The organism is Pseudomonas sp. FA117 (assembly GCF_057370475.1).
In genome coordinates this window covers 1,558,520-1,571,306 of record NZ_CM170675.1, presented here as the reverse complement: position 1 = coordinate 1,571,306, position 12,787 = coordinate 1,558,520, and the positions used below count along the sequence as shown (strand labels likewise).

Here is a 12,787-nt window from a genome sequence, read left to right as displayed (position 1 = left end):
GGCATAGGAGCGGGTTTGTAGCGGGAAGTTCCTGTATGAAGGGATGTTCATCCCGCAATGGAAATCAAGGGTAGCTTCCGGCACGGTATTCGTCCGCGATTTCGCGCAGCACCTCGCACGTCCATTGCGCGGCCAGGCCTTGCGCCAGCGCCGCGTTACGGCAGATGCCCACCGAGCCTCCCGGTTCGCGCACCCCCAGGTCCAGCTCGACCAGCTCACCGCGCTGCAGGTCGATCAGCACCGCATCGCGCGGTGCCACCCACACCGCATCGCTGCCCAGCAGGTAGCGCCGGCTCAGGGCCAGGGACAAGGTTTCCAGGCGCTGCGCTGGCATCGGGATGCCGCACTGCACGAACAGGCTGTCGGCATGCTGGCGGATGGTGGTGCCCGCAGGCGGCACGACCAGGGCGTGCTCGGCGATCTTGAGCCGATCCAGCGGCTGGCGTGCCAGCAGCGGATGACCAGGGCGCACCACCAGGCTCATGGACTCGCTGTACAGGTGCTCGAACGACAGTCCCTGGATCTGCGGGCTGTCGGTCATCCGCCCGACCACCAGTTCCAGCTCACCCAGGCGCAGTTGCCCCAGCAATTGTGCCCCGACGCCGGTGACCACGCTGATCACCAGCGCCTGGTGGCGCTGGTGCAGGCGGCACAGCACCTCCGGCATCAACAGCCCTTCGACGGTCGACAGCACGCCGATGCGCACCTGTGACGGCGCCCGGGCCTCGCCACGCACGCTGCTCACCCCCTCGCGCAGCGCCTGCACGCTGGGCCCGGCGTAGCGCATGAAGCGGGTACCCGACGCGGTCAGTTCGACGCCCTGGCGGCTGCGCTCGAACAGGCGCGTCTCGAGCAGGTCCTCGAGCTCCTTGAGGGTCTTGGAAATGGCCGGCTGACTGATCGCCAGCCCATCCGCCGCCCGCGCCAGGCTGCCCTGGCGGGCGATCTCCAGGAAACACAGCAGATGACGGTACTTGATGCGGGTATCGAGGTTCATGCACGGCAGTTTAACCGCGTGCCTGAGTGCTGCAAGTCGTCAGCATTGGAACTCTCCTACACCGACTTGATCGCAATCCGACAACCTGCGGCTTGCCCTCGGCACACAGGGTTTGTAGGGTGCGTATTTCACCGGCAAGGAGCCTGTCGATGCCCCTCTACCACACCCAGGACCTGCAGCTCGAACTGGGCGAAGAACCGCCCCAGGACACCAGCATGAACATGCTGGCATTCGCCGGGCGCGGCACCACCCTGGTAATTGCCCGCAGCCCGCTGCCGGTGGGCCAGCGCTTCGATGCGGTGTATCGCCAGCAACTCGAACAACTGCGCAGTCGTCTCGATGCGATCGTCAGCGAGCCGCAAGCGACCACCTGCGGCGCGTCGCACAGCATCGACGCGCTGGAAGTCGACCTGCAGTTCCAGCACGGCCAGATCCGTTCGCACCAGCGTCAGCTCGCTTATCCGCACGTGTCGGCGCAGCGCCTGATGGTGCTGAGCTACAGCAAGGAAACCCCGTTGACCGAACACGACCTCGCCCATTGGCAGGCGATCAAGGCCAGCCTGCAACTCATCTGACGACGCCCCCGCGAAAGGAAGCCACGGTTCATGGAGCAGGATCTCCACGCCGCCCGCAAGGACGATCTCATACTGCATCCGCCGCTGATGGCAGAGCTCACCAGCGCCCTGACCGAAGCGGTGGTGTATGCCGCCGCCACGGCGGCGGTGGCTGCAGCCCTGGGTGCTGCCGTAGCGGCCACCATCGGTACTGGCGGTGCTGCGGCGGCGCTGGTGCCGGTGGCGGCCGGTCTGCTGGTCGGCGCGGCCAGTTCGCTGCCTGGCGGCGACAAGAGCATCGGCGAACACATCTCCGGCTTCAGCGACTGGGTCGGCAATTCGCTGTTCCCGCCCGAGCCCCATGGCAAGATCCTCACCGGCTCGGCCAACGTCCACATCAACGGCATGCCCGCCGCGCGCGCCGCTGGCATCAGCCTGGGCGTCGAGGCGGCCCCGGCTGCGGCCGAGCCACCCTCGATCCTGGAAAACGTCGGCGCCTACGCCATGATCGGTGCCTCGATGATGCTGCCGATCATTGGCATGGCGCAGGATATCGCCAGCATCTTCAACCCGCCGATCACCCAGCATGCCGACCCCGGCACCCAGGAAAGGGGCGAGGATACCGTCGTCTGCAGCAAGCACCCGGGCAAGAACTTCCTCGCCCAGGGCTCGGACAAGGTGTTCATCAACGGCCAGCCCGCCGTGCGGGTGGGCGACAAGACCACCTGCGACGGCCCGGTGGGCATGACCTTCTCACCCGATGTGCGCATCGGCGGCGGCACCCTCACGGTGCGCGACATCCGCGACGGCAAGAGCGCCCTGGCCAAGATCGTCGGCATCGTCGCCGGCATGCTCCTGTCGCGACGTGGAGGCAAGGCCCGCGCACGGCCCGGCAAGGCGCCCAGGCCAAAGTCGATGATCCCCAAGTGCAAGGGCCATCCGGTGATCGTCTCCAGCGGCGGCAAATTGCTCGACGGCCCCGATGACCTGGATTTTGCCCTCCCCGGCCTGCTGCCAATCGACTGGGCACGGCGCTACGACAGCAACGACCTGCGCGACGACGGCATGTTCGGCCTGGGCTGGAGCCTGCCCTACGAAGTGCGGCTGGAGCGCGTCGCCCATCCTGAAAACGGAGAGTTGTGGATCTACGTCGACGAGGAAGGCACGCGGATCGAACTGGGGCGCCTGCAACCGGGCAGCGCGCTGGTCAGCAGCCTCGACGGGCTGGCGTTCTTCCACCAGGACGCCGGCATCACCGTGGTCGAGGACATCTACAGCGGCCAGTACCAGGTGCTGCACACCGACCCGCACAACCCCGGTCGTTCACGCCTGGTGCAGTTGGGCGATCGCAACCTCAACCGGCTCGACGTGCTCTACGACAACGACGGCCGCCTGCAGTACCTGGTCGATACCTTTGGCCGTACGGTGGTCGAGTTGAGCTACGACAGCGTGCATCCGCGCCGGGTCAGCCAGGTGCAGCGCCTGTTCCTGCTCGAAGGCCGCGACTTTGCGGTCGAGCGCCGGGAAACCCTGGCCAGCTACCGCTATACCCGCGCCGGTCAACTGAGCGAGGTGTACGAACCCGGTGGCCAGGTGCTGCGACGCTTCAGCTACACCCCCGAGGGCCTGATGGCCAGCCACACCCTGGCCAGCGGAGCGACCTTCCACTACCAGTGGCGGCGTTTCACCGCCCATCCTCGTCCGATCCCGGGGCTGGCGCCACTGCTCGAAGCGCAACCGGACCACGAGTGGCGAGTGGTTCGCCACTGGAGCGAGGACGGCGAGGATTACCAGTTCCACTACGATCTGCTGCAAGGCCACACCGACATCACCGACAGCCAGGGCCGCAGCGAGCATTTCGAGTGGGGGCAGCTGCATGAGGTCCTGCGGTATGTGGATGCCCTGGGGCAATGCTGGCGTGAGGAGATCGTCCACGGCCAACTGCTCGCCAGCATCGATCCGCAGGGCGCCGAGTGGCGTTACAGCTACGATGGGCTCGGTCGCTTGATCGAGAGCCGCGACCCGCTGGGGCGCAGCGAACGCATCACCTACACCGACCATTGGGCGTTGCCCACGCATATCAGCAATGCCGCCGGCCACACCCAGCGCAACCGCTACGATGCCCGCGGCAACCTGATCAGTGCCACCGACCCGCTCGGGCACACCACGCTCTACCGCCACGACCGGCAGGGCCGGGTCGAGCAGGTCACCGATGCCCTGGGCAAGACCCGCCATCTGCAATGGAACGAGCGGGGCCAACTGACCCGCTACGTCGATTGCTCCAACCGCACCACGACCTGGCGCTACGACGAACGCGGTTACCTGAGCGCGGTCTACGACGGGCGCAACCATTGCACCCGCTACCGCTTCGACGCCCGCGGTCACCTGCAGGAGCGCACCCGTGCCGACGGGCGGATCGACCGCTACCAGGTCAACCTGTCCGGGCAACTGACACAGCATCTGGACCCCGGCCAGCAACTGACCCAATGGCACTACGACGCGCGCGGCCGCCTCAGCCAGCGCACCGATGCCATGGGCCTGACCCTGCGCTTTGCCTGGGACGCCCACGACCGCCTGCAGCGCCTGGAAAATGAAAACGGCGAGCACTACGACTTCCACTGGGATGCCCTGGATCGCCTGGTCACCCAGCGCAATCTCGACGGCGGTGGTCACAGCTATCGCTTCGATGCCTCTGGCAACGTCATCGAGGCCCGGCTGCACCCGGCACGTGATACCGAGCCCGCCTTCCCCGGCAGCGCTCCGGAGCCCGAGGCGCCGGTACAGGTGCAAGCCTTCGAATACGACGCCGCCGGGCGCCTGTTGCGCAAGCGCACCGACGACGGCGTCACCGACTACACCTACGACCTCGCCGACAACCTGCTGACGATCACCTTCACCAACCTGCAGGGCGAGCCACGACAGCTCGCCTTCAGCCATGACGCCCTCGGGCAATTGCTGAGCGAAACCGGTGAAGCGGGCAGGCTCGCCTACGCGCATGACGAACTGGGCAACCTGCAGACCCTGACCCTGCCAGACGGCCGACGCCTCAACCATCTGTGCTACGGCAGCGGCCACCTGCATCAGCTCAACCTCGACGGCCGGGTAATCTGCGATTTCGAACGCGACGCCCTGCATGCCGAAGTCCTGCGCACCCAGGGGCGGATCCAGACCCAGACCCGCTACGACAGCAGCGGACGCCTGCTTGAAAAAGCCCTGCATGGACAAGGCGCAGGGCCAGGCAGCCTGGCCCTGCTGAGCAAGCAGTACCGCTACGACGACAGTGACAACCTGGTCGGCGAAGACTTCATCCAGTGCCAGCGAAGCCCCGACGGCGAGCCACCCGCGCAGGCGCAGATCATCGGCCGCCTGTTCGGTACCGACAGCCACGGCAACGTCCAGCGCGGGCAGGTTCGCTACGACTACGGCCCCACCGAACGCATCCACGGCGCCAGCCGCACCCAGGGGCATCGGGAAGGCCAACGGGTCGAGCACTATGGCTACGACAAGGCCGGCAACCTGCTCGACGGTTACCCGATCAAGGGCTACGTGCGGCACAACCGCCTCAAGGTCTACCAGGACAAACGCTACCGCTACGACCGCTTCGGCCGCCTCAGCGAAAAACGCACTGGCGCACACCTGATACAGCGCTTCGAATACGACGCCGAGCACCGTCTGATACGCGTGCACCAGCAGCGCGGCCCGGTGCTGGAACGGGTGGAGTTCGACTACGACCCACTCGGCCGCAGAACCGCCAAGCGCCTGTACCGCAACGATCACCCCAAGCCCGTCAGCCAGACGCAGTTCCTCTGGCAGGGGCTACGGCTGTTGCAGGAAATACAGGACGGCAAGCCCAGCCTGTACGTCTACGCCGACAGCGACAGCTACGAACCCCTCGCCCGCCTCGACGGCGCGCCGGGTGCCGAGCAGTTGTACTATTTCCACACCAACCTCGCCGGGCTGCCCGAGCAGCTCACCGATGAACACGGCGTGACGGTCTGGCAGGGCGAATTCGAGACCTGGGGCAAGTGCCGCGAAGAGTGGTACCACGGCGGGCAGAACCGGCAGCAGAACCTGAGGTTCCAGGGGCAGTACCTGGACCGGGAGACGGGGCTGCACTACAACACGTTCAGGTTCTATGATCCGGAGGTGGGGCGGTTTACGCAGCAGGATCCGATTGGGTTGGTCGGAGGGGCCAACCTCTACAAGTTAGCTGCGAATCCAATCAGCTGGATCGATCCACTTGGCCTTGCGCCCAAGGCGCCGCTGTCATTGCCTGAAGGCTATAGGGGAAGAATCGATCGATTCAACACCCAAGGCAGTAGCTCATTTGAGGTACACGTATATTCGCCTAATGGGCGCGAAGTTGGTGTATACGGCCCTAATGGCTTCTTCAACAAACACGGACATACTGCTAGTGAAATCAAGATTCCCGCAAGTGTCTCAAGAACGCTGAATGGTGTCGCGGTGGATGAATTAAGAAAAATGGGTGCTTTGCCAGCCAAAGGCACACCAGGAAGCAAAAAAGCTGTGAGAGAATACACTGAATCAGTCAAGGCCTCCGGTCACTCAGGATGCGATTTGTAGATCATGAAAATAATCAAACTCACTCAAAATCCCGATGGGTACACTCTAGACAGCAGCGAATATCCAGCTTATGTCGAGAGCGTAAAACATTTACTCCCAGAGAATATTTACAACTTTATGAGCAGTGCTTGGCACTATGACCCCTCCGACCCCCGATGTTTACATGACGCCCGGCTAAAGAGCATTACATTCGAAGAACATGACATCGACGAATGCTACACCAACACCGCTCAAATAATCCTTGATGGAGCTTATGGAGACACCCTGACACTTACCTATACAAAAGTCTCAAGTTACTCCATCGAAAAAAGCCCCACGGAATGGCCTGCCAATCAATCGACTCACGGCGATCTTATATGTGATGAAATGACCACAGTAGAAGACACAAGCAAATTTCAACACGAACTCATATTCGAAGACGCCGTCATAAAAATCACGTTCGAACACTTTGATTTCAAAATAGACACTCAAAAATGATCAAAGCACTTCTCCAAGGGCAAACTCTAATTTACGAAATCAAATCTGACACACCTCAATACAGAGCCTGGATAGAGTTATCCCTGCAGGATCATCTAACCCCTACATACCCATTCAGGGTCGAACCCTATTCGATGATCGGCCACTCCCCCTATGCCAACCAATGTCACATTGAAGACGCACGCTTCAAAACACGCTTAAACATATTCAACGCCGAAGATATAGAACAAGACCTTGACCCTTCATACGATCGTCTTGGCAATTTTAAAACACTCGATTCCGTCGATGAACTTATGGACTTTCTGAACGAAAAAAATCTGACGCTGGAGGACTTCATCGACACATCGAGCGTGGAAGATTACCCCTTGTGAACATCGTACAAAAATTAACACTTTGAAACTTATGACAATCCGCATCATTGAGTCCTTCGACTTTGCAGGGCGTAATTTATGATAAAGCTCGTCCCTCAGAAAGTTGATTTTGTCATCAACACTACACAGCTCAACGCAAATTACGACGAGACGGGTGCCGCATTGATACAGGTTGAGGCTCAGCGACTCGAACACATCGAGAAGGATACCTACGCCATGGCGACGCTCGTTTTTGAGCGTGTCGCTGAGATACGCTGTATCACACTTAACTTTTTTGAACGTGAGCATCGAAATTACGCCATTCTGGGCAGCCAAGGCGATGATTTAGAAACCTGGCGAGAGACCGGGCTTCATCCTGACCCAAAATTCTATGAGGTCGTCGAATCAGCGCTGTTGGCAGAAAAGAATTCGCTCTATGATCCCGCCAACTTTCTTTCATTGAAGCATTACATCGTCGCGGGGTACGACAGCTACGTCGAGATCATCGCCGGCAGCTATCGATACGCTCTTGAGTAATTTCCCATGCAGAAAGACATCGCAGCGGAAGCGGATTTGTCAGAGTGTGCATGGCAGATGCCTTTAAAGCTGCACCTGCGCAAGGTAGGTAGTGGAATTGTAGGTGGACGGCCATTCAAACCAGGCGCCAGAGGCATTAAAGGAGGGTGTTCATTGTGAAAAATACCAGTAGAGATGTTCAGAAAACACTCCTATCACTGTACCGTGAGCGCGACGCGGTCAACAGCCTCTGGCACAATAAACAATTCTTTTCAGAAATCCTGACCTTTGCACTTTCGGCCCAAGCCAGCCGACCGGTGGGCACCGAACTCAACGCCAGCGCAAACTACTTAATTAATCATACACTAGTATTTCTTATAGACTCATCTGAAACGTTAGTTATGCTATTGAAATTAATAGCACAAAAACCATTGCGCACCACTCTGATCAGCCAATGGGTTTCAAATGAACTCGTAGCACTTTCATACGTTTCAGATTTTGCGCAATGCGAAGACATGGGTGCTCTAGCAAACATCTCAGACACCGATACCGAGATGATTGCCAAACTTAGTGCACGCCACTTGATAAGACAAGCCGAGCCCAACAGCTTATCACTTTCAAACCTCACGCCCGCAAATTTAAACTTGAGCAGGCACCTGCAGGAATATTTGATCTCCTGGGCATACGAAGAAGAAAAACTTGACGAATGCTCCGTGAACACCTTTGAGCGCGAATACCCCAAGAAGTACAGCATGCTAAAAAAAATAAAAACGCAAAATTCTTGAACTAGCAAAAAAAAACAACAAATACCTGCAACCATTCAAGAACGCACGCACATAAAAATGGATCACACCCTGAGTAACAAACTGCTGACCCTGAGAGCACAAAAGTATGCTTCATACCTTCTTGGAATTCAGTCTTATAAACTTAAACATTTACAACCAGAAGATTTCTCTTGGCATAGAGAAACGATCAATTACATGCACGCTCTCGCTGAGAAGGCAGATGGATGCTTACTGCCTCACCCGACGAAAGAAAATGAATTCATATCAGCCTTAACTGATGCCTCGAACATAAACAAAGAATTTGAATGCTGGATTTTCTTCGAAAATAGAATCGGCCTAAATTTTCACGGGTACGATTTTGGTGCGTTTCTAGGGAGTTTATTCAGACTCGACAAAACCTACAATGTTCAATTGGCCTTCACTGATCCGGATTTCATCATATCGCTGAGCGACGATGAGCACGCCATCGAAATGCACATCGTCAGGTCGGCTCTGCCATCAAAAGGTATTTGACTCATGGTGATGGTTCGCACCCTCTCTGTCCATTCATCGATGCGAAAAAAAGGCCAGCAGCATGAGCTACTATAGCGCAGGAAACAGAGAGTCATTCTCAATCTGTTGTTCAGCTTTTGCACCAAGCTTCAAGTCAGGCTGGATGACCGTAAACCTATCTTTAGACAGTCACCTGATCGGTGCAAAAGAAGAGATCACACAGATCGACACCTTCTTGAACATGATCAATGTCAAATTCGATAATTATGATCTCGATTACGCTGACTCCCTGAGAAACCTGGAAAAATCAACCGTGCTTTCCCAGGTTGAGCAAGGGTACGAGCACTCCCAAAACTGGATTGTTTCTACCAAAATTGGTGCGCTGTTCTTATCGCTGAACCTGACACCCTGCCTTGATGGCGATGTCGTGGTCCTGCTCATGCTTGAAACAACGGACCGGGTCATTTGGAGAGCTCATGACGATGACGTGGTACGAGAAATTTTCCTACCTCCTGGGTACGTAAAAAACACACTGAATGATGTGGCAAGTTTTTTCAGACTCCCAAAAAATCATGATTAATTCTTTCGAAACCACCTTGCTCGAGGCACTCGGGCTAGTCGCAGATTACGATCCAGAGTACGCACAATGGAACTGCAGGTTCTGCGCAGGGCCCCTCCGGTTGGAGTTGGTCTACTCACTGGACGGCACTGTTTCGACCTCTCTGTATCTGGACGACCGGCTTCTTGCATTCACCTACGCCACCGGGTTGCAATCTCTTTCGATTACCGAGGACGAAATTTTCTGCGATGTCGTGTCCGGAGCACTCAATCGAACACTCTGCATCGATACCAAAGAGCTGAAGGTAACGTGGCAGGACTGTTGATCCAACCTGTGGGAGCGGGTTTACCCGCGAAGCAAACACCGCGGTGCATGGCACCGGCTTTGCCGGTGTTCGCGGGGCAAGTCGCAGCGGCGAACCGCCGCTCCCACAGGTACTGCACAGGCCAGGCAGGAGCCCTACCTGCTAGGAAAAGCGAATCTCGACCTGCCCCCGTTCCATCCTCACCGGCCACACCCGCAACCGCTGCCCTGCATCCTCCAGACAACGCCCATCGCGCAAGCTGAAATGCTGCTTGTACAAAGGTGCCGCCACCACCAACTCGCCCTGCAGGCTGCCGACCAGCCCCCGGCCGATGACATTGGCCCCCGAACGCGGGTCGCGGTTGTCTACGGCGTACAGCGTTTGCACCTGACCGGGCAGGTAGAACAGCGCGACCTGCTCGCCCTCCAGCCACACCACCACGCCGGAATCGGCGACCAGGTCATCGGCGCGGCATACCGCCAGCCAGTTATCGTGTTGCGCTACAGCAGCATTGGACAGGCTCATCAGACGATCTCCTCGACAGTGGGAATCAGGTGCAAGGGTGCCGCAGGCCGGCGCTGTTCGCGCTCGCGCACGAAATGCACGTCCGGGTCCGGACGCTGGTCGTTGACGAAGGTGCGGAAGCGCTTGAGCTTCTCCGGGTCTTTCAGGGCGTTGGCCCACTCGCATTCATAACGGTCGACCACATGCTGCATCTGCGCCTCCAGCTCATCGGCAAGGTGCAGGCTGTCGTCGAGGATCACCGCCTTGAGGTAGTCCAGCCCGCCTTCGAGGCTTTCGCGCCACACCGAGGTGCGCTGCAGTTTGTCGGCGGTGCGGATGTAGAACATCAGCACGCGGTCGATGATGCGCACCAGGGTGTCGTCATCCAGGTCGGTGGCGAACAGCTCGGCGTGGCGTGGACGCATGCCACCGTTGCCGCAGACATAGAGGTTCCAGCCCTTCTCGGTGGCGATCACGCCGATGTCCTTGCTCTGCGCCTCGGCACACTCGCGGGTGCAGCCGGATACCGCGAACTTGAGCTTGTGCGGCGAACGCAGGCCCTTGTAGCGGTCTTCGATGCGCAAGGCCATGGCCACGCTGTCCTGCACGCCATAGCGGCACCAGGTGCTGCCGACACAGGATTTCACCGTGCGCGTCGACTTGCCGTAGGCGTGACCGGTTTCGAAGCCTGCCTCGATCAGCTCGCCCCAGATCAGCGGCAGCTCGTGCAACTGCGCGCCGAACAGGTCGATGCGCTGACCGCCGGTGATCTTGGTGTAGAGGTCGTATTTCTTCGCCACCTCGCCAATGACGATCAGCTTGTCCGGGGTGATCTCGCCACCGGGAATGCGCGGCACCACCGAGTAGGTGCCGTTCTTCTGCATGTTGGCCATGAAGGTGTCGTTGGTGTCCTGCAGCGGCACCAGCGAAGGGTCCATGATCGGTTGGTTCCAGCACGAGGCGAGGATCGAACCCACGGTCGGCTTGCAGATGTCGCAACCGACGTGGCCCTTGCCGTGACGCTCGAGCAATTCGTCGAAGCTGCGGATGCCCTCGACCCGCACCAGCGCATAGAGCTCCTGGCGGGTGTAGGCGAAGTGCTCGCACAGGCTCTTGTCGACCGTCACGCCACGGGCGGTCAGTTCGTGCTCGAACACCTGCTTGAGCAGCGCCGCGCAGCCGCCGCAACCGCTGGCCGCCTTGGTGCAGCCCTTGACTGCGGCAAGGTCCGCGCAGCCGCTGTCGATCGCTGCGCAGATCGCACCCTTGCTGACGTTGTGGCACGAACAGATGGTCGCGCTGGCGGGCAGTGCATCGGCACCGAGCGTGGGTGCCCCGCCGCTTTGCGGGAGGATCAGCGCAGCCGGATCCGCTGGCAGGGCAATGCCGTTCTGCACGTGCTGCAGCAGGGTGTCGTAGTAGCTGTTGTCGCCGACCAGTACCGCGCCGATCACCCGCTTGCCGCTGGCGTCGATCACCAGGCGCCGGTAGCAGGCGTTGGCTTCGTCGATGTAGCGGTAGCTGCGCGCTCCGGGGGTCGCACCATGGGCATCGCCGATCGAGCCGACATCCACGCCCAGCAGCTTGAGCTTGGTCGACATGTCGGCACCGGCGAACTCGGCGCTGGCCTCACCGACCAGCAGCGCAGCGAGGTTGCGCGCCATGCTGTAGCCGGGCGCGACCAGGCCGAACACACTGCCGTTCCATGAGGCGCATTCGCCGATGGCGAAGATCCGAGGATCGCTGGAGCGGCATTGGCCATCGATGACCACGCCGCCACGCGGAGCAATCTGCAACTCGCACGCACGCCCCAGCGCATCACGCGGGCGAATACCGGCAGAGAACACGATCAGGTCGGTTTCCAAGGTCTCGCCGCCGTCGAAATTCATGCGGTGGCGATACGCTTCTCCCGCATCGATCGACTGGGTGGCGCGGGACAGGTGCACGCCGACTCCCAAGGCCTCGATCTGCGCACGCAAGGCCGCGCCGCCTTCCTGATCGAGCTGCACCGGCATCAGCCGTGGCGCGAACTCCACCACATGGGCTTCCAGGCCCAGCGACTTGAGGGCATTGGCTGCCTCCAGCCCCAGCAGCCCACCGCCAACCACCACGCCACGCCGTGCCCCTGCCGCCGAGGCACGGATAGCGTCGAGATCGTCGAGGGTGCGGTAGACCAGGCAGGCGGTACCGCTGGAGCCCTCGATAGGTGGCACGAACGGGTAGGAGCCGGTGGCCAGCACCAGCTGGTCATAACCGTAGCGGCCCTGGGCGGTGACGACCTCGCCCAGCCCCCGGTCGATCTCCAGCACGGCTTCGTGCAGATGCAGGTGCACGCCGTGCTGAGCATGGTAGCCAGGCTCGCACAGGGCCAGCGTCTCGGCGCTGCTGTCGGCGAAGTATTCCGACAGGTGCACGCGGTCGTAGGCGCGCTGGCGCTCTTCGCCGAAGACCCGCACCTCGAAGCGCGCCAGCGCGCCGCGCTCGATCAGTTGCTCGACCAGGTGATGACCGACCATGCCGTTGCCGACGATGACCAGTCGCTCTCGTTGTCCGTCGTTCGCTGTTGCCTTCATCGCCGATCCTCGATCACGGTGTGCGGGGTGACCCGCAGCCAAGACAAAAAAAGGCGCCTGGAGCCGAAGCTCCAGGCGCCTTTGCCTGTACT

11 protein-coding genes are annotated in these 12,787 nt (G+C 60.0%); 8 read left to right on the top strand and 3 right to left on the bottom strand.

Going from position 1 to position 12,787, the window contains the following annotated elements:
- Positions 1–64: 64 nt before the first annotated feature.
- On the bottom strand, positions 65–997 hold the full coding sequence (gene pcaQ / locus AC1TXO_RS07390; RefSeq protein WP_486405704.1) for a pca operon transcription factor PcaQ: 933 nt from the start codon (positions 995–997) through the stop codon (positions 65–67).
- A 149-nt stretch (positions 998–1,146) separates the two neighbouring features.
- On the opposite strand from pcaQ, the gene AC1TXO_RS07385 reads away from it, so the two are divergent.
- From AC1TXO_RS07385 to AC1TXO_RS07350, 8 genes are all read left to right on the top strand, one after another.
- On the top strand, positions 1,147–1,572 hold the full coding sequence (locus AC1TXO_RS07385; RefSeq protein WP_486405703.1) for a DcrB-related protein: 426 nt from the start codon (positions 1,147–1,149) through the stop codon (positions 1,570–1,572).
- A gap of 30 nt (positions 1,573–1,602) precedes the next feature.
- Positions 1,603–6,135 carry an RHS repeat-associated core domain-containing protein gene (locus tag AC1TXO_RS07380; RefSeq protein WP_486405702.1) on the top strand — a complete coding sequence of 1,511 codons (4,533 nt, stop codon included), beginning with the start codon at positions 1,603–1,605 and terminating at the stop codon, positions 6,133–6,135.
- Between the two features lie 3 nt (positions 6,136–6,138).
- Entirely contained in the window at positions 6,139–6,612 is a 474-nt protein-coding gene (locus AC1TXO_RS07375) for a hypothetical protein (RefSeq protein WP_486405701.1), read from the top strand.
- Positions 6,609–6,983, top strand: a complete 375-nt coding sequence (locus tag AC1TXO_RS07370) for a hypothetical protein (RefSeq protein WP_486405700.1) — start codon at positions 6,609–6,611, stop codon at positions 6,981–6,983. Before AC1TXO_RS07375 ends, AC1TXO_RS07370 begins: the two co-directional genes overlap by 4 nt.
- Positions 6,984–7,061: 78 nt before the next feature.
- Positions 7,062–7,499, top strand: coding sequence for a hypothetical protein (locus tag AC1TXO_RS07365; RefSeq protein WP_486405699.1), 438 nt, complete (start codon positions 7,062–7,064; stop codon positions 7,497–7,499).
- A gap of 155 nt (positions 7,500–7,654) precedes the next feature.
- Positions 7,655–8,263, top strand: coding sequence for a hypothetical protein (locus AC1TXO_RS07360; RefSeq protein ID WP_486405698.1), 609 nt, complete (start codon positions 7,655–7,657; stop codon positions 8,261–8,263).
- A 57-nt stretch (positions 8,264–8,320) separates the two neighbouring features.
- Positions 8,321–8,776, top strand: a complete 456-nt coding sequence (locus AC1TXO_RS07355) for a hypothetical protein (RefSeq protein ID WP_486405697.1) — start codon at positions 8,321–8,323, stop codon at positions 8,774–8,776.
- Positions 8,777–8,837: 61 nt separating this feature from the next.
- A complete protein-coding gene (locus AC1TXO_RS07350; protein WP_486405696.1) occupies positions 8,838–9,335 on the top strand; it encodes an Imm42 family immunity protein in 498 nt (165 codons plus the stop codon).
- Positions 9,336–9,780: 445 nt separating this feature from the next.
- Here the strand turns inward: AC1TXO_RS07350 and nirD are convergent, their stop codons facing one another.
- Positions 9,781–10,143 carry a nitrite reductase small subunit NirD gene (nirD, locus tag AC1TXO_RS07345; RefSeq protein WP_486405695.1) on the bottom strand — a complete coding sequence of 121 codons (363 nt, stop codon included), beginning with the start codon at positions 10,141–10,143 and terminating at the stop codon, positions 9,781–9,783.
- Positions 10,143–12,695, bottom strand: a complete 2,553-nt coding sequence (gene nirB / locus AC1TXO_RS07340) for a nitrite reductase large subunit NirB (RefSeq protein WP_486405694.1) — start codon at positions 12,693–12,695, stop codon at positions 10,143–10,145. The genes nirD and nirB overlap by 1 nt, the downstream gene beginning before the upstream one ends.
- Positions 12,696–12,787 lie beyond the last annotated feature (92 nt).

Excerpts from the sequence above, each read along its gene's own strand:
- pcaQ (WP_486405704.1), bottom strand. The coding sequence starts at position 997 with ATGAACCTCGATACCCGCATCAAGTACCGTCATCTGCTGTGTTTCCTG.
- AC1TXO_RS07385 (WP_486405703.1), top strand. The coding sequence starts at position 1,147 with ATGCCCCTCTACCACACCCAGGACCTGCAGCTCGAACTGGGCGAAGAA.
- AC1TXO_RS07380 (WP_486405702.1), top strand. The coding sequence starts at position 1,603 with ATGGAGCAGGATCTCCACGCCGCCCGCAAGGACGATCTCATACTGCAT.
- AC1TXO_RS07375 (WP_486405701.1), top strand. The coding sequence starts at position 6,139 with ATGAAAATAATCAAACTCACTCAAAATCCCGATGGGTACACTCTAGAC.
- AC1TXO_RS07370 (WP_486405700.1), top strand. The coding sequence starts at position 6,609 with ATGATCAAAGCACTTCTCCAAGGGCAAACTCTAATTTACGAAATCAAA.
- AC1TXO_RS07365 (WP_486405699.1), top strand. The coding sequence starts at position 7,062 with ATGATAAAGCTCGTCCCTCAGAAAGTTGATTTTGTCATCAACACTACA.
- AC1TXO_RS07355 (WP_486405697.1), top strand. The coding sequence starts at position 8,321 with ATGGATCACACCCTGAGTAACAAACTGCTGACCCTGAGAGCACAAAAG.
- AC1TXO_RS07350 (WP_486405696.1), top strand. The coding sequence starts at position 8,838 with ATGAGCTACTATAGCGCAGGAAACAGAGAGTCATTCTCAATCTGTTGT.
- nirD (WP_486405695.1), bottom strand. The coding sequence starts at position 10,143 with ATGAGCCTGTCCAATGCTGCTGTAGCGCAACACGATAACTGGCTGGCG.
- nirB (WP_486405694.1), bottom strand. The coding sequence starts at position 12,695 with ATGAAGGCAACAGCGAACGACGGACAACGAGAGCGACTGGTCATCGTC.